Source organism: Proteus appendicitidis (assembly GCF_030271835.1).
In the GTDB taxonomy this organism is placed as follows: Bacteria; Pseudomonadota; Gammaproteobacteria; order Enterobacterales; family Enterobacteriaceae; genus Proteus; species Proteus appendicitidis.
The window spans coordinates 2,447,770-2,467,487 of the sequence record NZ_CP127389.1 but is presented as its reverse complement, the minus strand read 5'-3'; the positions used below and the strand labels follow the sequence as shown (position 1 = coordinate 2,467,487).

15 protein-coding genes are annotated in these 19,718 nt (G+C 40.0%); 13 read left to right on the top strand and 2 right to left on the bottom strand.

Features of this window, described 5'->3' with window-relative positions:
- Positions 1–29 precede the first annotated feature (29 nt).
- The 10 genes from QQS39_RS11475 (at position 30) to QQS39_RS11425 (ending at position 12,121) form a co-directional block, all read left to right on the top strand.
- The gene (locus tag QQS39_RS11475) at positions 30–233 is read left to right on the top strand and encodes a hypothetical protein (protein WP_285804563.1); all 204 of its coding nucleotides are present in this window, start codon (positions 30–32) and stop codon (positions 231–233) included.
- Positions 211–708 carry a packaged DNA stabilization gp4 family protein gene (locus tag QQS39_RS11470; protein ID WP_285804562.1) on the top strand — a complete coding sequence of 166 codons (498 nt, stop codon included), beginning with the start codon at positions 211–213 and terminating at the stop codon, positions 706–708. The genes QQS39_RS11475 and QQS39_RS11470 overlap by 23 nt, the downstream gene beginning before the upstream one ends.
- Positions 680–2,461: a packaged DNA stabilization protein gene (locus QQS39_RS18670; protein WP_349497255.1), complete on the top strand. Its 1,782-nt coding sequence runs from the start codon at positions 680–682 to the stop codon at positions 2,459–2,461. Before QQS39_RS11470 ends, QQS39_RS18670 begins: the two co-directional genes overlap by 29 nt.
- Positions 2,461–3,159 (top strand): phage tail protein, encoded by a 699-nt coding sequence (locus tag QQS39_RS11455; protein ID WP_285804561.1) that lies wholly within the window; start codon positions 2,461–2,463, stop codon positions 3,157–3,159. Before QQS39_RS18670 ends, QQS39_RS11455 begins: the two co-directional genes overlap by 1 nt.
- Positions 3,159–3,620, top strand: coding sequence for a DUF2824 family protein (locus tag QQS39_RS11450; RefSeq protein WP_285804560.1), 462 nt, complete (start codon positions 3,159–3,161; stop codon positions 3,618–3,620). Before QQS39_RS11455 ends, QQS39_RS11450 begins: the two co-directional genes overlap by 1 nt.
- Positions 3,614–4,273 carry a DNA transfer protein gene (locus QQS39_RS11445; protein WP_285804559.1) on the top strand — a complete coding sequence of 220 codons (660 nt, stop codon included), beginning with the start codon at positions 3,614–3,616 and terminating at the stop codon, positions 4,271–4,273. The genes QQS39_RS11450 and QQS39_RS11445 overlap by 7 nt, the downstream gene beginning before the upstream one ends.
- Entirely contained in the window at positions 4,273–5,763 is a 1,491-nt protein-coding gene (locus tag QQS39_RS11440; protein ID WP_285804558.1) for a phage DNA ejection protein, read from the top strand. Before QQS39_RS11445 ends, QQS39_RS11440 begins: the two co-directional genes overlap by 1 nt.
- A gap of 10 nt (positions 5,764–5,773) precedes the next feature.
- Positions 5,774–7,993 carry a hypothetical protein gene (locus QQS39_RS11435; protein WP_285804557.1) on the top strand — a complete coding sequence of 740 codons (2,220 nt, stop codon included), beginning with the start codon at positions 5,774–5,776 and terminating at the stop codon, positions 7,991–7,993.
- A gap of 112 nt (positions 7,994–8,105) precedes the next feature.
- Positions 8,106–9,986: a phage head-binding domain-containing protein gene (locus QQS39_RS11430; RefSeq protein ID WP_285804556.1), complete on the top strand. Its 1,881-nt coding sequence runs from the start codon at positions 8,106–8,108 to the stop codon at positions 9,984–9,986.
- Between the two features lie 140 nt (positions 9,987–10,126).
- Complete coding sequence (locus QQS39_RS11425; RefSeq protein WP_285804555.1) at positions 10,127–12,121, top strand: acyltransferase family protein; 1,995 nt, start codon at positions 10,127–10,129, stop codon at positions 12,119–12,121.
- Positions 12,122–12,153: 32 nt separating this feature from the next.
- Here the strand turns inward: QQS39_RS11425 and QQS39_RS11420 are convergent, their stop codons facing one another.
- Positions 12,154–12,384 carry a DNA polymerase III subunit theta gene (locus QQS39_RS11420; protein ID WP_285804554.1) on the bottom strand — a complete coding sequence of 77 codons (231 nt, stop codon included), beginning with the start codon at positions 12,382–12,384 and terminating at the stop codon, positions 12,154–12,156.
- Between the two features lie 227 nt (positions 12,385–12,611).
- Here QQS39_RS11420 and QQS39_RS11415 point away from each other — a divergent pair, with 227 nt between their 5' ends.
- From QQS39_RS11415 to fliZ, 3 genes are all read left to right on the top strand, one after another.
- Positions 12,612–13,382, top strand: a complete 771-nt coding sequence (locus QQS39_RS11415; RefSeq protein ID WP_285804553.1) for a flagellin — start codon at positions 12,612–12,614, stop codon at positions 13,380–13,382.
- A gap of 439 nt (positions 13,383–13,821) precedes the next feature.
- Positions 13,822–14,544: an RNA polymerase sigma factor FliA gene (locus QQS39_RS11410; protein WP_036912728.1), complete on the top strand. Its 723-nt coding sequence runs from the start codon at positions 13,822–13,824 to the stop codon at positions 14,542–14,544.
- Positions 14,545–14,602: 58 nt separating this feature from the next.
- Positions 14,603–15,133 carry a flagella biosynthesis regulatory protein FliZ gene (fliZ, locus tag QQS39_RS11405; RefSeq protein WP_099075683.1) on the top strand — a complete coding sequence of 177 codons (531 nt, stop codon included), beginning with the start codon at positions 14,603–14,605 and terminating at the stop codon, positions 15,131–15,133.
- A 452-nt stretch (positions 15,134–15,585) separates the two neighbouring features.
- Here fliZ and putA read toward each other — a convergent pair whose 3' ends face one another.
- Positions 15,586–19,554 (bottom strand): trifunctional transcriptional regulator/proline dehydrogenase/L-glutamate gamma-semialdehyde dehydrogenase, encoded by a 3,969-nt coding sequence (gene putA / locus QQS39_RS11400; protein WP_285804552.1) that lies wholly within the window; start codon positions 19,552–19,554, stop codon positions 15,586–15,588.
- Positions 19,555–19,718: the final 164 nt, after the last annotated feature.

Below are 19,718 nucleotides of genomic sequence, written 5' to 3'. Positions count from 1 at the left end.
TTCGGCTCCCTTTTTTATTGGAGATGACAATGAAAACGATGCTTTATAAAGCCAATGGTGATGTGAAAATTTGGGGCATGAGTCTTCAAATTATCACTGTCAACGATGATGAAATTGAAAGTCATTTGAAAGATGGCTGGTGTAAAAATCCAAACGACACCAAGAAGAAAACTGAAGATAAACCCGCTACCAAGAAAAAGGCGGTAAAAGATGCAGATCACAACGAAGGGTGAGTTAGTCGTAGCGGCATTACGTAAGTTAGGTGTTGCTTCCGATGCTACATTAACCGATATCGAGCCACAGTCATTAGAAGATGGTGTGGTTGATTTAGAGTCAATGATGTATGAGTGGTTTGAAGATGGTGCAGGCATTCATACTGGCTATAAGTTCGCTGATGAAGATACACCCATTGACCAAGGTGATGAGCACGGTCTGCATAAGCAAGCCATCAATGCGGTTATCTATAACTTAGCCACTCGTATCGCTCCCGATTATCAAATTATTCCACTCGATAAAGTTATTACAACTGCTAGATATGGCAAAGAAAGACTCATGCGTAGTTGCGCTTTAAAGAGAGCTAAAAATGCCAGATCTCATCATCCAGATGGTTTCCCTATTGGCTCAGGTAATCGCTTATTAACGATGACTGGTCAACGATACTTCCACAGGAGAAAACCACATGCCAAGGATTCAGATCCCTCTTGCTAGAGGTTTGCGAAAAGACACGCACACAGCAGATTATATAGATGGTCTGCCAGTTAACATGCTAGCCACGCCGAAAGAGGTGTTGAATGCGTCCGGTTATTTGCGCTCGTTCCCTGCATTAGAAAAGCGCCATAGTGTTGATGGTGTATCTCGTGGTGTCCAATACAACACGAAAAACAACACGGTCTATCGTGTGTGTGGTAATAAGCTTTATCGTGGACAGAATGCCATTGCTGACATTCAAGGTAAAGACAGGGTGACTATGGCGCACTCTGGCTACAGTCAAGCAGTAGCGTCAGGCGGTAAATTAAAACTCTATCGCTATGACGGTGAGGTTAAAGAGTTATCTAACTGGCCAGAGGAAGAGGTAATTACTGAAGGCTATAAACGTGACGTTAAAAAATGGACGCACAAAGAAGGTAATGATGATTTTGTGCCGCTCACAAAGGATGATCTTGATGGGTTCTTAACGTTAAAAATCACGCCTAAAACTTCTGATGGTAAAACCGGCAATGAGATGCTTATTACTGAGCAAATGGTGGGCGTTAAATTATCTCAGCAGGAAGATGACGAGAAACCTTATCTTACTGACGTTCTAGTCGAAGGCATTAAGCGTGCAGGCGGTAAAATTACAGTCACGTATAAAATGAACCTTGCTAAATCTAGCGAACAAACAGCCAAAGACGTTACTGAATTTGTAATGACGCAAGAAGTGTTAGAGGTAGTTGAAAGATACCCTCAATACGAATTAGGTGATGTTGTCGATGTTGCTCGTAACCGAGGGCGCTACATCTGGTTGCAGAAAGGCGGTGAAAGGTTTGGCGTCACTGACTTAGAAGATGAATCAAAGCCTGATCGTTATCGTCCATTTTACACCGCTGAATCTCAACCTGACGGCATCATTGCTATCGATTCTTGGCGTGACATGGTGCTTTGTTTTGGTTCGTCAACCATCGAATACTTCACCATTACCGGCTCAACAAGTGCGTCACAAGTAATATATGCGCCACAGCCATCTTATATGGTTCAGATGGGTATTGCTGGTCGTGATGCTAAGTGTAAGTTCGGGGAATCATTTGCATTCATCAGCAACCCAGCAAACGGAGCGCCATCTGTCTATATCCTAGGCTCTGGTTCTGCTAGTCAAATATCTACCGCAAGTATTGATAAGATCATTCGTAGTTATACATCAGACGAGTTATCACATGCGGCTCTTGAGACTATTCGCTTCGATGGTCATGAGTTACTCATTGTTCACTTACAGCGACATACACTTTGCTTTGACGCAGCAGGAAGCCAGCAATATCCGCAGTGGTGCATTCTAAAGTCTGGACTGTATGACGAAACCTATCGCGCAATTGATTTTATGTATGAAGGTAATCAGATCACCGTTGCAGATAAGAGCGATGGTGTTGTTGGAAATCTTGCCTTCAATAAGTCATCTCAGTATGACAAGCAAGTAGAGCATATTTTATATACTCCTATGGCTAAAGCCGATAACGCAAGGGTGTTTGATTTAGAGCTTGAGGCATCAACAGGCGTTGCTCAGATTGCAGATAAGTTATTTCTCTCTGCAACGACTGATGGCATTAACTTTGGTCGTGAGCAAATGATTGAACAAAACTCACCTTTCCAATATGACCGCCGTGTTCTATGGCGACGAGTTGGAAGAGTGAGAAAGAACATAGGGTTTAAAGTTCGCGTTATTACTAAGTCGCCTGTAACGCTGAGTGATCTATCGATGAGGGTTGAATGATGGCAAGTGAAGACCTTTCTAAACCCATAGAAATTCAAGCCACTTATATTGTTCCAGATATCCTACCGACTAACTTTAGTGAAACATATCGACGAATAGTGCTTAGCGGTGCTGATGATATGGCGAAGGTGGCTGGTCGTGCAAATGAGGCTGGCGCTGAAGCTTTCGATGCTCAAAAGAGGAATGATGAGCAAGATGTTGTTCTTGAAGATCATGAGGAAAGACTTGGTGAAGCCGAACAAACAATTGTTGAGCATGGTATTAAGTTAGCTAATCATGAAGAGCGAATCACAAAAACAGAAGAGGATTTATCTAAGTTAGAGGTAAGAGTCCTTAACGTTGAGCAGGACGTTGATGGGCTGAAAATAAAGATACAAGACCTCGATGGTCAAATATCTGAAATCAAAGTTGATTACGTTTCTCTCAGTAAAACAGAAAAACAGAAGCTTTTATCTCCTATCGATGTTTCAACGTCCTACTCAGTAAACGGAACTAAAGTTGTCGGCACTCGCGTTACTGGCTTTACATCGGCAACAGGTACATCACTTAAGGGATCGTTTAATGCTAACCAGTCCTATTCATTCAGTGCCGATTACACTCGTTCAGAAATGCAAAACCTAGCAAATGGGTTAATTGAGGCTAGGAGACGAATAAAGGCGCTAGAAGATGCACTTCGCTCACACGGATTAATAGACTAATGGAAATTAAAATTATTGATAACCCTATTCGGCTATCTGAGTTTTTAAATGATCAGTCGAACACGGGAAATATCGTTGATAGCAATGATCAGTATTTCATTAAACCCGATGCGCTTTACTTAGGTATTTATGAAGGAGTTCTATTGGTTGGTGTTTTCGAGGTGCGTAATTTTTGGCATACAGTTGTTGAGTGTCACGCCATCTTTGATGCTGGATTCCGTGGTAAATACGCCTTTGATGCACATAAATTATTCTGCAAATGGTTGCTGGGAAACAGTCAATTCACTAACTCAGTAACTATGGTTCCTGATACTACAAAATATGGTCGCGTTATTGTGAAAATGCTTGGTGCTACACGTGTCGGTCATTTAGATGATGCGTATATCAGTAACGGTAAACCAGTAGGTGTCACCATCTATCAACTCAAACGCGAACAGTACGAGGAGTTATTAAAATGCTGATTATTTCAGAGAAATTCAGAAACTCACTACTACCAATGAATGGGTATATGAAAGGTGGTGGTGATGGTGGTGCGGGCGCTCAAGCTGATGCGACTCGTGAAGCCACGGCGTTACAGCGTGAAATGTGGCAAACAAACATGCAAAACCTTGCGCCGTTTACACCACTCGCCCAGCAGTATATTGGTCAATTGCAAAACCTATCTTCTTTAGAAGGTCAAGGTCAAGCATTAAACCAATACTACAACTCTCAAGCATTTAACGATTTATCAAACCAAGCTCGTTATCAGCAATTAGCCAGTGCAGAAGCTACCGGTGGATTGGGTTCAACAGCAACAAGCAATCAGCTTTCATCTATCGCTCCTACACTTGGACAAGGTTGGTTGGCTGACCAAATGAATAACTACCAGAACTTAGCCAACGTTGGTCTTGGTGCTTTGCAGGGGCAGGCTAGTGCCGGTCAAAACTACGCAAACAATATGGGGCAATTGCTACAACAAAATGCAAATGCTCAAGCGGCTATGGCTAATAGACCGTCACAATTTCAGCAAGGGATCACGGGTGGTTTAGGTGGTGCAATGGCTGGGGCATCTATTGGTGGTCCATGGGGCGCTGCAATTGGGGGCGGTCTTGGCTTGCTCGGAGGTTTATTCTAATGGCAACTTGGCAACCTAGCAATGGAGCTGGTTTTTTAGGCTCCATTGGCTTAAATAATTCAAACGCGCCTCAAGCAAGTGACGCAAACTTCGTAGTTGATTCTATCAATAGAAGTAATGAGATAGCCCGCTCTGGTGGTAACAATATTCTATTGCAAGGCTTGCAAGGTCTAAAAGGAATTAAAGACACTATCGGAGAATATCAAGCACAAGAAAGACTAGGTGAATTCCAAAAAGCATGGGGTGAGGCGTACGCGAATAGTGATCGTGATGGTATGCGACAACTTCTAGCTGCTTATCCTGAATATGCTCAAGCTATCACTGGAGGTATGCAGGGAGTTTCCGCTGATGTTCGCGAATCCTTGGGTAACTTATCATCTGGCTATCGCAATGCGGTACTGAATGGTAATGCCACTGATTACGTTAGACAGAATGCAGATACATTTCGTCGCCTTGGCATTGATCCAATGGAGGCTGTATCTATTGCAGAAAAAGACCCTAAAGCGGCTGTTCAATTAGCAGACCACATTGGCATGTCATCACTTGGTATTGATGATTATTTTAACCTGCAAGATAAACAGCTTGGCAGACAGATTGACCAAGGTCGTTTAGATGAGCAAATCAGAAGCAATCAGGCTGGCGAAGCACTAACAAGAGATGGTCATCAGATACAGGTTCGTGGACAGAACATATCCGCTCAAAACTCTATGCGATCCGCTAACTCATCAGGAAGTAAGCCAGCGGCAGTTCAGGAGTATGAGTACATGATGACACTTTCACCTGAACAACGTAAACAGTTCCTATCATTAAAAGGTAAGTCAGGAACTGAGATGCAACAAGCTCAACTGGCTAATGGTCAGACTGTGATGATAGATCCTAATGCACAAGGCGCTGGTGATTCCAAATATTACAAAGGTTTTGATGCGAATGGCAATGTGGTAACTATTCCTGTAAGTGCTTTATCTAGTGTGTCATCAACATCAGGAACAGCATCAAATAATCAGATGAATTCAGATCTATCATTAATAGCCAATGCGTCGCCATCACAATTAAATGCCATTACAGGAGTCACTGGTGGCACCGGAACGACGCCAATCACTGCTGACGCTGGAACAAGAACCGTAAATAAAGACGCTCGTGCTCTTTATAATGCAGCCCAACGGATTCAAGGTAATATGCAAAACCAAGGCATCAGCGCTGCTAGAGAGATGGGGGCTAGCGGTATCAATACTGTTGCTGAAGCAAAAATGTATTTCCAATCTATGCCTCAGTTGGATTATTCAAGCCCAGAAGCGTTGAAATCATCTGTTGAGATAGTTAATCAATATACAAAAGCATTTAATTCAAAGAATAACGCAAATCTAGGCGCGCCATCAAGTCAACAGTCAGCACAACCAATACAACAAGCGCCGCAATCAGCAATTCAGGCGCTAAAGCAAAATCCTTCATTAGCACCTCAATTCAGAGCTAAATACGGATATCTCCCATAGGAATAATTACATGGCGAATTTCTTTGATCAGTTTGATGAGCAATCATTACCTAATGGCATGATTGAGCAGGGTAATATTGATATTCATAATCGCCCTGTAGTTAAGAACCAAGACGGAAGTATAAGTACAGTTAGAAGCATGTCTGCCAATTTTGATGGAAGAGAGGTGCTAATTCCAACCGTTAGTGATGATGGTAGGATCATGTCTGATGATGAAGCCATTGATAACTACCTAAGAACAGGAAAGCACCTTGGCATGTTCTCAACTCCTGAAGATGCAACGGCTTATGCTGAAAGTTTGCATAATCAGCAAGCGGAAGAATACCTCCCACAAGAAAGTAATTTCTTTGATCAATTCGATATGCCAGAGCAACCACCACAGCCAGAAAACAGCTATATCTCTGGCATGAAACAAACCAATCAGAACCTTTCACAAGGGTTGCAGCAATCGTCTGAGGATGCTAAAGGCTTACGTGAAAGCGTAATAGATGCCTTTACAGGTGAAAGCAAGATGACTCCTGAAGTTCAAGGACTCGAAGGGATCATGTCTTCGCCAGAAATGAACGCATTTAATACTGATGCAATGAAAGCGGCTTGGGTACAAATGTTCGGTAATGATAACGACTTTGTAAAAGTCATCAGCAATATGGGCGGGCAAGTATCTCAAGATGAAAAGGGAAATTTGCTGGTTGATTTCCCGTCCGGTCGCTACGCATTAAACAAGCCCGGTCTATCATCTGAAGACATAATGCCATTTATTGCAAACGCAGTTGCGTTTACCCCTGCGGCGAGAGCGCCAACAATTGTCGGTGCAACAGCCAGATCAGCAGGTACAGACTTAGCATTGCAGTCATCCGTTAATATGGCAGGTGGTGGTGATATTAACCCGTGGCAAACTGCATTGTCTGCTGGTATTGGTGGAGGAGGGAAAGCTATTGAGCGTGGGCTTAGCGGTCTATCTCGTGCAGCAAGTGGAAATATCGCACCAGAAACTCAACAACTATTAAGGAATGCGGAGCAAAACGGAATAGATGTACTAACAACAGATGTTTTACCACCAAGAACGTCAGTAGGAAGGCAGCTTCAACAAGCCGGTGAGCAAAGTATTGGTGGCACTGGTAACCGCAGGGCAATACAAGCAGAGCAAAGAGAAAACTTTGTCGAGTCTGTTCCGCAGATGATTGAGCAAGAATTCGGTATTTATGCTCCGCATGTTATGCAGGGAGAAGTTAACGCAGGATTGCGCAGGGCTAAAGACATGCATGGTGGCGTGATAAATAACATTACTCAGCAAATGACAGGTGTTCCAGTTACACCAACCAGATCTATTCCAGCAATTGATGAGGCATTACAACGGATAGGAAATGGTTTAGCTCCAAATAACGCCGCTACGCAAATACTAACGAACCTCAGAAATAGGGTTGCAAATGGTGCTAGCTTTGAAGAGCTACGTAATTTGAGGACAGAACTTCGTCAAAGTTTGCAGGGCGATAACTTAGCAATGCCTACAGCTCTTGAGTCTGCATACAACAGAATAAACACAGCCATGACAAATGACATGAATAGATCTGTTGGTCAGAATCTAGGTGCTGGCGCATTAAATCAGCTTCGTCATGCAAATAACGAATACCGAAACATAGCGAGAGGGATAGAGAAAACAGGGCTAAAGAACGCTTTGGAGAAAGGTGACATCACACCAGAGCTAATCAACAATCTTGTTTACAGTAAGCGTCCTAGTGACATCGCTAGAATATTCAATATGGTCAATGAGAATGGCAGAAACCAATTACGATCTGCTTATTTGACCCGTGCCTATGAGAAAGCTAACGGCTCTCCTCAACGTATGGTTACTCAATTAAACCAACTAATCAATCAATCAAATGGTCAGGTATTTAATACAGTCTTTAACCAGCAACAGCGAAGAATGATTGAGGGAATGCGCGATGTTCTTGAGGCAACCAGAAGGGCCAGCACAGCAAACCAAGTTACGCAAACGGGTATGTCACTGATAACGCCAACGCGAACAGCGGCAACGCTATTAACTGGCGGCACTTCTCTTGGGATTGAAGCTGGAACCGGTTTAATTGCTCGGATGTATGAATCACCAGCGATAAGAAACATGTTATTACGCCTACACAACACACCACGAGGAAGTACTGCCAGAGATAGAGCGATAACCAATATCATCAATACTCTAACTGCTACTGGTCAAGCCGAAAGCAGAAACTAATCAATAAGGTTATGGATAACCTGCGAATAACAACACCGCTTAGTTGCGGTTTTTTTACGTCCAAAATACACCAGATTAACACTGGTGCGACTACTCACGCTTGGAGAAAGCAATGTCAGATATTATTCCTAATGTCGTCGTGTCAATGCCGTCACAATTATTCACTCTAGCAAGGAAATTCCAAGCGGCGAGTAATGGTAAGATTTTTATTGGTAAAATTGACTCCGATCCAACAATTCCAGAAAACCAAATTCAGGTTTATTTAGAAAATGAAGATGGCTCTCATATTCCAGCACCACAGCCCTTAATTATCAATCAGGCTGGCTTCCCTGTTTACAATGGTCAGATTGCCAAGTTTGTAACAGTTGAAGGTCATAGCATGGCTGTATATGACGCATACGGCGCACAGCAACATTACTATCCTAATATATTGAAGTATGAACCTGATCAATTCTCAGTGTGGGCAACTCCAATTATTAACAAGCTGAATGAGCGAGAAAATAATATATATGTTTCAGATTACCTGAATTTTTCATCATCATTCTCTGACGCGCTTCAACTAGCTATTGATAATGCAAATGCCGATGACGGAGTGGGGCATGGAAATAAGGTTATACTTCCAGCCGGCAGGTTCAAAATAACAAAACGAGTTTTCATTCACGAAAAAGACGGACTGAATATCGTTGGTGCTGGTGACGGCGCAACAGTGTTTGTAGTCGATGGTTTACTGTCTAACGTAGAACCTCAACATATTATGGACTTGAATGGTACTTACAGAGGTTATCAATACGACACATTAAATGCTCAGGCTATTTTTGTTATTACTGCGAGGCGTATAACTCAAAATGTTGGATTCGAGCGTCACAATGGTGCTGCTTGGAGACTAAAATTTAGCGACTTTTCTACTGAATGTGAAGATGGTGCATTTAAAAAAGTGTCCACATTTTATGCGCCGGAGATCGGTCTAAGTTCAATTTCTAACATAACAAACAGCGGAGTATATTCATGGTTAATATGCGCTGATATTTATAGTGTTAATTTAAATAGTATAAATATTAAAAACTGTGTCATTCCAGTAAAGCACGGGCTTGGTGATATTAGAAGAGGAACCTCTGTTAACCTAAATAGATGTAATGCATTTAAAACGGAGTTTGGGTGGTCATTTGGCGGTCTTGGATACTCCTCTTGGAACAACGTTGCATGTGATGCATGGGCAGATGGTTATGTTGGTAGTGAAATAAAACACTTTGCTTATGATCTGGATAATTGTCAGGTAGACATGAATGGATGTGGTTGCGAGTCAGCTCCTAGTGCGGCATTTGGGGTGCTTCGATTTACGGGTGGGTCATGCATAACAACAAATAATTGCGCGTTCATTGGTGGAAGAAGCACAGCTGAGGTATATCAATCATTCATTGATGGAATTGGGACGATTTGGGATTTAAATAATACGCTAATATCTCAGGGGGCAAGTAGTCATTTAAAGGTGAAGGTTTCAAATGGCGCGACAGTTAATATTTCATCAGCGTATAAATCAAATGTATCAGTTGGTGGATTTGTAAAACTAACAGATTTTATTACCTATGATGAGATCTCATCTGTAAATTTATTGGGTAAATTCAAATCATTATTATCGTTATCAAAAACAACCAGCTCACAACTATCAGTTGGCGGGTCTAGGGTAGGGTTTGATAAAATAGATTTTGATACATTAAAATTAATAACATCAACTGGATCTGATAGGCTGCCAATCCCTTATCATGGCGACTACAAGGTAGAGATATTTGTTGATTGCTCTCACCAGCAGGAATTAGTGTTAGGTCTGTATATTAATGATGATGTTGTATCTCAACTGCCAATAAAAAACATATACCTATTTTCAAAAATACTGAAACTCAAAAAAGGTGATATTGTTAGTATTAGAGCGCCATCATCCTTGCCATCACCAATTACTGTCAATCAATCAACATCTATATCTATACTAAAAGTATAATAATTTCTGCGAGCAACTCATTGTGCTCGCAGTTATTCCTCTGCTAAATATGAATGCAAATAAGATATCTTAATGTATAATTCGCAAATATTTTTTATCGTTGTAACAACAACCGTAATGTTAATTTTTGGATTTATTGTATGTTATCTTATAGAAAAGAACTCGATGGCATTAGGGCGTTAGCCGTTTTTGCTGTTATTTTATATCATGCTAACTTTCAAATGTTTGGGGACACTGTCTTTAAAGGTGGTTATCTCGGAGTTGATGTTTTTTTTGTTCTTTCTGGTTATTTAATAACAGGGATAATTAGAGATAAATTACAAAAAGAGTCGTTCTCGCTTTTAGATTTTTACTGGAGAAGATTTAAGCGAATCGTTCCTGCTTTACTATTTGTATTAATTGTTACATCTGCACTAGCTTATTTTATATTAAAACCAGATTCTATCATTGCATATGTTAAATCATTAAAGTCAGCATTGTATTTTGGTTCTAATTATTATTTCTTATCTGAAGATAGTTATGTCGCTGAATCTAGTATTAGGAAACCTCTTCTTCATACATGGAGTCTTGCGGTAGAGTGGCAGTTTTACATGTTCTTCCCTTTGTTGATTTTGTTAATTAATAAGTTTCTAAAGAAATATACATTTGGGATAATTTTAATCTTACTAATTGCATCAATGCAATATGCCAACATAGTTGTTGAAACAAGACCTGATGATGCATTTTACCTTCTTCCATCAAGAGCATGGGAGCTATTTGCTGGCGGTTTGCTGACATTTTTTGATAGACGTAACCTAGAAAACATCAAGGATGGCACAATAAGCAGTATGCTTGTGAAATCAATGCCAATAATAGGGTTGTTTTTAGTTATTCATGGCATGATTTTCTTTGGCCACAGCAATCCGCATCCTTCATTTTTAACTGCTGTTCCAGTTTTTGGTATCTGCCTTTTTATTCTTTTCACAACAAAGGGTGATATTACAAACTCTATTTTTTCATCAAAACCAGTTGTTTTTATTGGGTTAATATCTTATTCACTTTATTTATGGCATCAGCCTGTTTTCGTGTTTTTCAGGTTGTTAAAGCATGATGAAATAAATAATCTTCAACTATTGATGTTAATATCAATATCTCTTTTATTGTCAGTGATATCTTATTATTTAATTGAGAATAAATTCAGAGTTAAAAAATTAGGGAAAAATAAAATATCAATACTGATAATTATGTTTTTATCATTAATTGTTTTCTATGGCATAACAATTTACACCAACGGCTTTTCTAGTAAATTTGAAGGCAAGCAGAAGGATGCCAATGAAATATTTAGCGTGTTAGAATTTAGGAAGTTAAAAGACGAAAGTAATCCAGGTATTGGTTATTTTTCAAAAGAGCCTCAGGAGCTATGCAATAAAAGAACAGTAGACTCATCTTGTAAATTTGGCGATCAAAAGTGGATAAACTTAGGGGATAGTTTTTCTGGTCAACTAGATCCTGAGTTGAAGAAAATTTTAGAAAAAAAAGGTCATGGTTTCATTAGCATGACGTATGAACAATGTCCTTTCGTTTCACCTGATATATGGTTTGGTAAAGTTCCTGAATGTTCACTAATAAACGAAGAAAGAATTAAGTTTTTATCAAATTTGGTAGACAAGAAAAACATCATAGTCACAGCTAACTACTGGCAATTCTCTCAGCCAAAGAAGAGGATTGCAGTGAAAGGTTTATCGCAAAATAAATTACCAGACGATGTTGTTTTAAGTGATGATATCGCATGGAAAAGTTATGCAGAAAACATAAACCTGTTAATAGAAAAAGGGCATGAGGTATATGTAATTTACCCGCTCCCAGCCCCAGTAACTGATGTAAGAAAAAGTTTATTTGAACAGATAAATGGACCTACATCTTCATATCATGACGAGTACACGCCAAATGTTAATGCATACTCTGATACAATCAAACTTTCTAATAAACTAGACGAGTTTTTGCAAGATAATCCACGATTACATAAAGTTTATACTGATGACATTTTTTGTAAAAATGAAAAATGCCTCATAATAAATAAAGATGGTGCTATATATAGTAGTGGGGGACACCTAACTGATGTTGGTGCCAGAATGGTATTGAATAAGTTTTTATAACAAGAAACCCACTTCGGTGGGTTTTTTATTGCTTACTCTACTTTCAAATACTGCACTGAATTACCATCAGGCAATTTCTTACTTCTCTCACGATAAAACGCTAATCGTTCATTAAAGTACTCGCGCAAATGTGCTGGTTGCTGTCGTTCAACTTCTGACGCAACAACTGGCATATTGAGTCGTTCTTTATATGCGACGCCGCTTGCGGCTAAATCGACGTTGATCTTGTCTTTTTCTTCTTGAGTTAGGTTTGCGAGGTTCATAACAGATCCGGTTAGTTTTTGGAGAGTATAGCAGGGTGTGGAATTAAAAATGAGGAGGTGTGACATACTGTGTCGAGATTGTGACACAATATATGTGAAATGATGGTAAAAATGATTAAATTCTGCAAAGCCAAAATTTGCTGGCTGGCATGGATAGTGGCTTTGTAGGCTAAATAGCGTTAATCAATACTTTCACATCATCCGATATTAAATCTATTCAGGAAGAAGTGAATCAACGTACTGCGGAAATTAACCGTATTTCAGAACAGACTCAATTTAATGGCGTAAAAGTATTAAGCGAAGACAGCACATTAAATTTACAAGTCGGTGCGCATGATAAAGAACAAATCAGTGTTGAGCTGAAAAAAACCGATGCGACTACATTAGGTATTGATAAATTGGATTTATCAGCAAAAAGCAAACTCGGTTCTAAAGCTACTGAAGTTGAAGTCACTTTAACGGGTACTCCTGCAACAAAAGAGATGCAAAAACTAGATACAACGGATTTGGATGCAAAAATTACCAGTAAAGATTGGAAAAGCTACGATATTTCTTATGGTGTAGATGCTAATGGTAAAGACGATAAATCTATATTGGTTGTTCATTCCGTTGATAAAAATGGTAAGGATGACTATTTTAGTCTCCCTGCAACCACTGGTGCTACAGCAGGTGCAACAGTCAAAGTGGCCGCAACAGGTACAGCGATGACCGTCGATCCGATTGCGGAAAAACCATTAGAAACATTAGATAAAGCGTTATCTCAAGTCGATAGCTTACGCAGTGCAATGGGTGCAGTACAAAATCGTTTAGATTCAACTATTACTAATTTAGGTAATACAGTGAACAATCTAACTGCATCACGTAGCCGTATTGAAGACGCTGATTATGCAACAGAAGTCTCTAATATGAGTAAAGGTCAAATCCTGCAACAAGCGGGTACTTCTGTCCTTGCCCAAGCAAATCAAATTCCTCAAAACGTATTATCACTACTTCGTTAATTTCAATCTTAAATAATCCTCAAATCACACCCACTGCAATTTTTGCAGTGGGTGTTTTATCATCAAAACAATCGTTTTTTTAATTAATCATTTATGAGTATTTTAACTTACGCCCAAGAAGCTAAAATCTCACAAAATAAAATACTATGATTTATATGTTATTTTTTTATGAACAGAATGCATATTCAATACGTCGATTTCTTTTAATGAGCTAAATTATCAATTTAATTAACGGTTTTTCTAAGGATTAGTCGGCGATCATTTAAGGTAAAGTAGTTCTCGTAATGCAATGACAAATTATTATCAATGAAAACCCAATTTTTACTGAAAATTTGGCATAGGTGAAAAAGAGGCGCTTTTGCTTCACTGTTCAGTCGATTGCTAAATTTATTTAGCCAGATAATGGTTTCCGGTCTTTTATCCAAAGGTGTCTTTTGTTGTGAGTGATTTGTATACCGCCGAAGGCGTGATGGACAAAAATAGCCTCTGGGAGCGATATGTCCCGTTGGTTCGCCATGAAGCATTACGATTACAGGTCAAGTTACCTGCGAGTGTTGAATTGGATGATCTTTTGCAAGCAGGTGGAATTGGGTTATTAAACGCCGTTGAGCGTTATGACTCAATGCAAGGCGCTGCCTTTACCACTTATGCTGTTCAACGTATCCGTGGCTCCATGTTGGATGAGCTACGCAGTCGAGATTGGGCGCCACGCAGTGTGCGTCGCAATGCAAGAGAAGTAACCCATTCTATTCATCAATTAGAGCAGGATCTAGGACGACCCCCATTAGAACAGGAAGTTGCTGATCATTTGCAGATTGAGTTAGCAGAATACCGGCAGATCCTATTGGATACGAATAACAGCCAATTGTTCTCTTATGACGAATGGCATGAAATTTACGGTGAAAGCTGTGAACCGTCTCAAGACGAAGATCATGATGACAATCCATTACAGATGTTATTAGAAAGTGATATTCGCCAAAGAGTCATAGACGCGATAGAATTGCTTCCCGAAAGGGAAAAAATGGTTCTTACTCTGTATTATCAGGAAGAACTTAATTTGAAAGAAATAGGCGCAGTGCTTAATGTCGGGGAATCCCGCGTAAGTCAGCTACACAGCCAAGCTATAAAAAGGCTGCGAGCGCGCTTAAACCCAGAGAAATAGAAGTTTTGCTTATTTTTGTTTTTGTTTATTAAGACTACAACACAGGGCTTTATCTCTTATGTCTGTTTCAACACAAAAGAAACGGCCGCTAAGCCGTTACATTAAAGACTATAAACACAGCCAGACTCATTGTCTACATTGCCACAAGGCGCTTGATCGGATCTCTCTCGTATTCAATCGCCAAGTTATCAATAAAGAAGCCATTTCTGAAATGACGGATTTAGTTGATGATGAAACGTGGGAAACGTTACAAGAGAAGTTTTCTGCGCTATGCCGTTTTTGTAGTGAGATTTACTGTAATAGTGAAACTGACTACTTTGACATTATGTCTTTTAAGCAGTATTTGTTTGAACAAACGGAGATGAGCCACAGTACTGTTCGTGAGTATGTGGTTCGTTTACGTCGGCTCGATGAATTACTGACTTCAACTAATTTTCCACGTCAAGAGTTTACGACAGAGAAAATTCAGTCAGACTTGAGTAAAAAGCTCACTCCCTCTGCATTTAGTAACTACAACATTGCGCTACGTAAGTATGAGCAATATCTCGATTGGTGCCAAGAACCATCATCGATGAGTAGCAGTCACTAATTGCGCTCAAGAGAGACCTTAAAAGGAGTAGCCTAGCCTACTCCTTTTTCTTTTGTCGCGAATAATCGCACCTTATTTATTTACCTTTTTTATTTACCTTTCTGTTTTTCCTCTTATCTTAAAAAAGTTTTTTATTTATCCTTTAATAAGAATATTTACATTAATAACATAGTGATAGATAAAAAAAGCGCCCACAGTGGGGCGCAAATTTCAGGTAATCATAAAGATATAATTAAATCAACTTCTAGGTTGACTTGAGATTAAGTATATTTACTAAACTAACGCGTCGCGAATAATTAATATAAAAAGAGTGAGAATAGTCACAGCATTCAAAAAAATAATACGTTTGGCTACCTCTTTAAAAATAAGAGAGTAACAAAAGAAAAAACCACCTTTAAGAAAACAAACTTTAAAGGTGGTCTCAAAGACAAGGAGAGAAAGAGAGGGGGGAATTAACTAATCGTCATCAAGCTTGCATTGCCTCCAGCGGCTGCTGTATTAATGCTTAATGCTCTTTCATGTAATAAACGCTCTAACAATAGGGCTGTCTCACCGCGAGAAAATCCCTGAACAGAAATTATTGCGCCTTTGCGCTGCGCAATTTTCTGGCAAGTTTCACGTAATTGATCACCATCACCATGATAAATCACCGCATTTATTTTCAGTGACTCATCATTCCAATTTTCAGTCAGTGTAATGGCTTTTCTGACAATATCAGGTAATTCACGATATGTTTTTTGTGAGAATAGGCTATTAACGACAACAGCATGACAACCAGAAGCGAGAACAGCGGCAATTTGAGTGAATGCATCCTGCTCGTTGTCAGAAATACATAGCACGTTACCACAAGGAACTAATTGATAAGTATTACGCTCACCCGTAGGACCCGGCAATACGCGTAATGTTCCTGCTTGGGATGCAAGGGCATAGTTTTCTAACGCTTCATAGTGTGATTTATCTGCTTTGTTTGATAGCCATTCCATATACTTATGATAAGTCTGTAATAATGTATTACGCATAGAAGTATCAAGAGGCAGTGTTTCATCTTGGCGTGCGAGTGTTTGCGTTGCGGCATTTTCAGGGCGTTTAGATAACAAGCGATACAGATAAACAGGGCCGCCTGCTTTTGGACCTGTACCAGATAACCCTTCACCACCAAAAGGTTGAACACCCACAACGGCACCAACCATATTGCGGTTTACGTATAAATTTCCCACTTTGGCATTTGAGGCAACATAAGCAATGGTTTCATCAATACGTGTATGAACACCCATTGTTAATCCATATCCTGTGGCATTAATCTCTTCGAGTAAAGCAGGTAAATCTTGGCTTGCATAACGTACAACATGTAACACAGGGCCAAAGATTTCTTTTTTCAATGAACTGACTTTATCTAACTCAATTAAAGTCGGTTGAACAAAGGTACTGTTATTCTCAAGGTGTTTTGACAGGCTATTGTGTGCTGCTTGATAAATATCGAAGCCTGTTGTACGCATCGATTGGATATGTTTCTCTATGCCTGATTTTGCTTCTTTATCGATAACAGGGCCAATATCGGTGGAGAGCAAACTTGGATCACCTATTGTGGCTTGTGCCATTGCACCTTTAAGCATCTCGATAGTATGATCAGCCACTTCTTCTTGAATACATAATAGGCGTAAAGCAGAGCAACGCTGACCCGCGCTATCATAAGCAGACGCCATAACATCAGTCACCACTTGTTCTGTTAATGCTGAGGAATCAACAATCATGGCATTTAAGCCACCGGTTTCTGCAATTAAAGGTACAGGGTGACCTTCACTGTCTAATCGACCCGCTAAGGTCTTTTGTAAAATATGAGCCACATCTGTTGAACCTGTAAACATCACGCCACGAACGCGCTCATCAGCCACTAAACGTGCGCCAATGGTTTCTCCTTGCCCCGGTAGCAGTTGCAGTGCAAAAGAAGGAATACCCGCTTGATGGAAGAGTTCAATCGCTTTTGATGCAATTAAAGGTGTCTGCTCTGCAGGTTTTGCAAGAACGGTATTACCAGCTGCCAAAGCTGCTGCAATTTGCCCGCTGAATATCGCTAATGGGAAGTTCCAAGGGCTGATACAAACCACTGGCCCTAAAGGTCGGTGCGTATTGTTATCAAAGTCTTGCGCTACTTGCGCCGCATAATAATAGAGAAAATCAATCGCTTCACGAACTTCAGCAATCGCATTGCTATAAGTTTTACCCGCTTCACGCACTAATATTCCCATAAGCGGTCCCATTTGCTGCTCCATTAATTCCGCAGCACGGATCAAGAATGAAGCTCTTTGCGCTGGTGGTGTTGCAAACCAGATCTCACCATTTTCTTGAGCAATGGTTAAGGCAAAATCTGCCTCGGCTTCTGTGGCTTCTCTTACTGTACCTACAATATCCGTATGATTGGCTGGGTTTAATACAGATTGAGGTTCTGGTGTTTTTTCTGAAGAATTAAACGTATCACCTAATAAAGGTTCGCAATGTATATTTTCAGTTGCTGATGTTAATAAGGCACTAGAAAGTGAAGCCAAGCGATGTTCGTTTGACATATCAATGCCCGGTGAGTTTTTACGCTCATCACCATACAGTTTATTAGGCAGTGGAATTTTAGGATGAGAAAGCCCCACTTGACCTTCGGCTTGAGCCATTTTATTCACTTCTTTAACCGGATCTGCCACTAATTCATCAAGAGAAATGGTGGTATCTGCAATTCGGTTCACAAATGATGTGTTAGCCCCATTTTCAAGTAAGCGACGGACTAAATAAGCAAGTAGTGTTTCATGAGTTCCTACTGGCGCATAAATACGACAAGGGCGACCTAATTTTCCGTCTGCTATTTTACCAACAACTTGAGCATAAAGAGGTTCACCCATGCCATGTAAACATTGGAATTCATATTGCCCAGGGTAATAGTTTTGACCAGCTAAATGATAAATTGCTGACAGTGTGTGAGCATTATGCGTAGCGAATTGTGGATAAATAAAATTAGGTGATGCGAGTAGTTTTTTCGCACAGGCAAGATAAGAGACATCGGTATACACCTTGCGAGTATAGACAGGGTAGTCTTCAAGCCCATCAATTTGAGCGCGTTTTACTTCGCTATCCCAATAAGCACCTTTTACTAAACGGATCATTAAGCGACGACGGCTACGGCGTGCTAAATCAATCACATAATCAATAACTAATGGGCAACGCTTTTGGTAAGCCTGAATAACAAAGCCAATGCCATTCCAACCAGCTAATTCAGGTTCAAAACAGAGTTTTTCAAGTAAATCGAGTGAAATCTCAAGTCTATCCGCTTCTTCTGCATCAATATTAATACCAATATCGTATTGTTTTGCTTGTAATGTTAATGAGAGCAGGCGAGGGTAAAGCTCTGACATAACGCGTTCATATTGAGCACGGCTATAACGAGGATGTAACGCTGAAAGCTTGATAGAAATACCCGGGCCTTCATAAATACCTCGACCATTAGAGGCTTTGCCAATAGCGTGAATGGCTTGTTGATAAGAGACTAAATAATCTTGTGCATCTTTTTCTGTTAATGCCGCTTCCCCTAACATGTCATAAGAGTAGCTAAAGCCTTTTTCTTCTAGTTTGCGCGCATTCGCGAGAGCTTGAGAAATAGTCTCACCAGTAACAAATTGCTCACCCATTAAACGCATCGCCATATCAACACCTTTACGGACTAATGGCTCGCCACTTTTGGTGAGAATGCGATTTAAAGAGTTAGACAGTTTTTCTTCATTATGTGTAGAAACTAATTTACCGGTGAATAACAAGCCCCATGTCGCCGCATTCACAAACATCGATTGGCTTTGTCCTAAATGTGAACGCCAGTTTCCATGACTGATTTTGTCACGAATAAGTGCATCACGCGTGGCTTTATCAGGTATACGCAATAAAGCTTCTGCTAAACACATTAGTGCAACACCTTCTTGTGAAGAAAGTGAGAACTCTTGTAATAGACCTTGAACCAGCCCTGAACGCCCAATTCCATTTTTCTGTTTACGTAATTTTTCGGCAATGGAATAGGCTAATTTATGCGTTGCTTGCGCCTCGTTTTCAGGTAAGGTTGCTTGTTGCAATAGCATAGGTACAGCTTGTGTTTCAGGTGTGCGATAAGCAGAAGTAATTGCTGAGCGTAAAACAGACTGCGGGTGAATATGCTCAGCAAATTCTAAGAAAGGCTGATAATGGGCAGTTGGTGTTTCGGTGCTTTCATCAATATCTTGCTCTGCAAATGTTGAGTGACCAAGATTGACCTGATCATTTTCAATTTGTTCTAGATAATTGAAAATAGCCTGTTTAATTAACCAATGTGATGTTCTATCTAATTTCTGTGCGGCTTCTTTTAATCTATTGCGGGTTTCTTCATCAAGTCTAACACCCATTGTTGTGCTACTCATGCAGTGCTCCTCATATTCTATTTCTCATTCACAAGTACAGTTACCCGTTATTTTATTAATATCATTCATGTTGCAACTTTGTGCAACATTGTTAACAATTTATTTATAAATAATGTGAAAGTAGTCAGGTTTTACGAGTGATTAAAAATAATACAATTTATTTG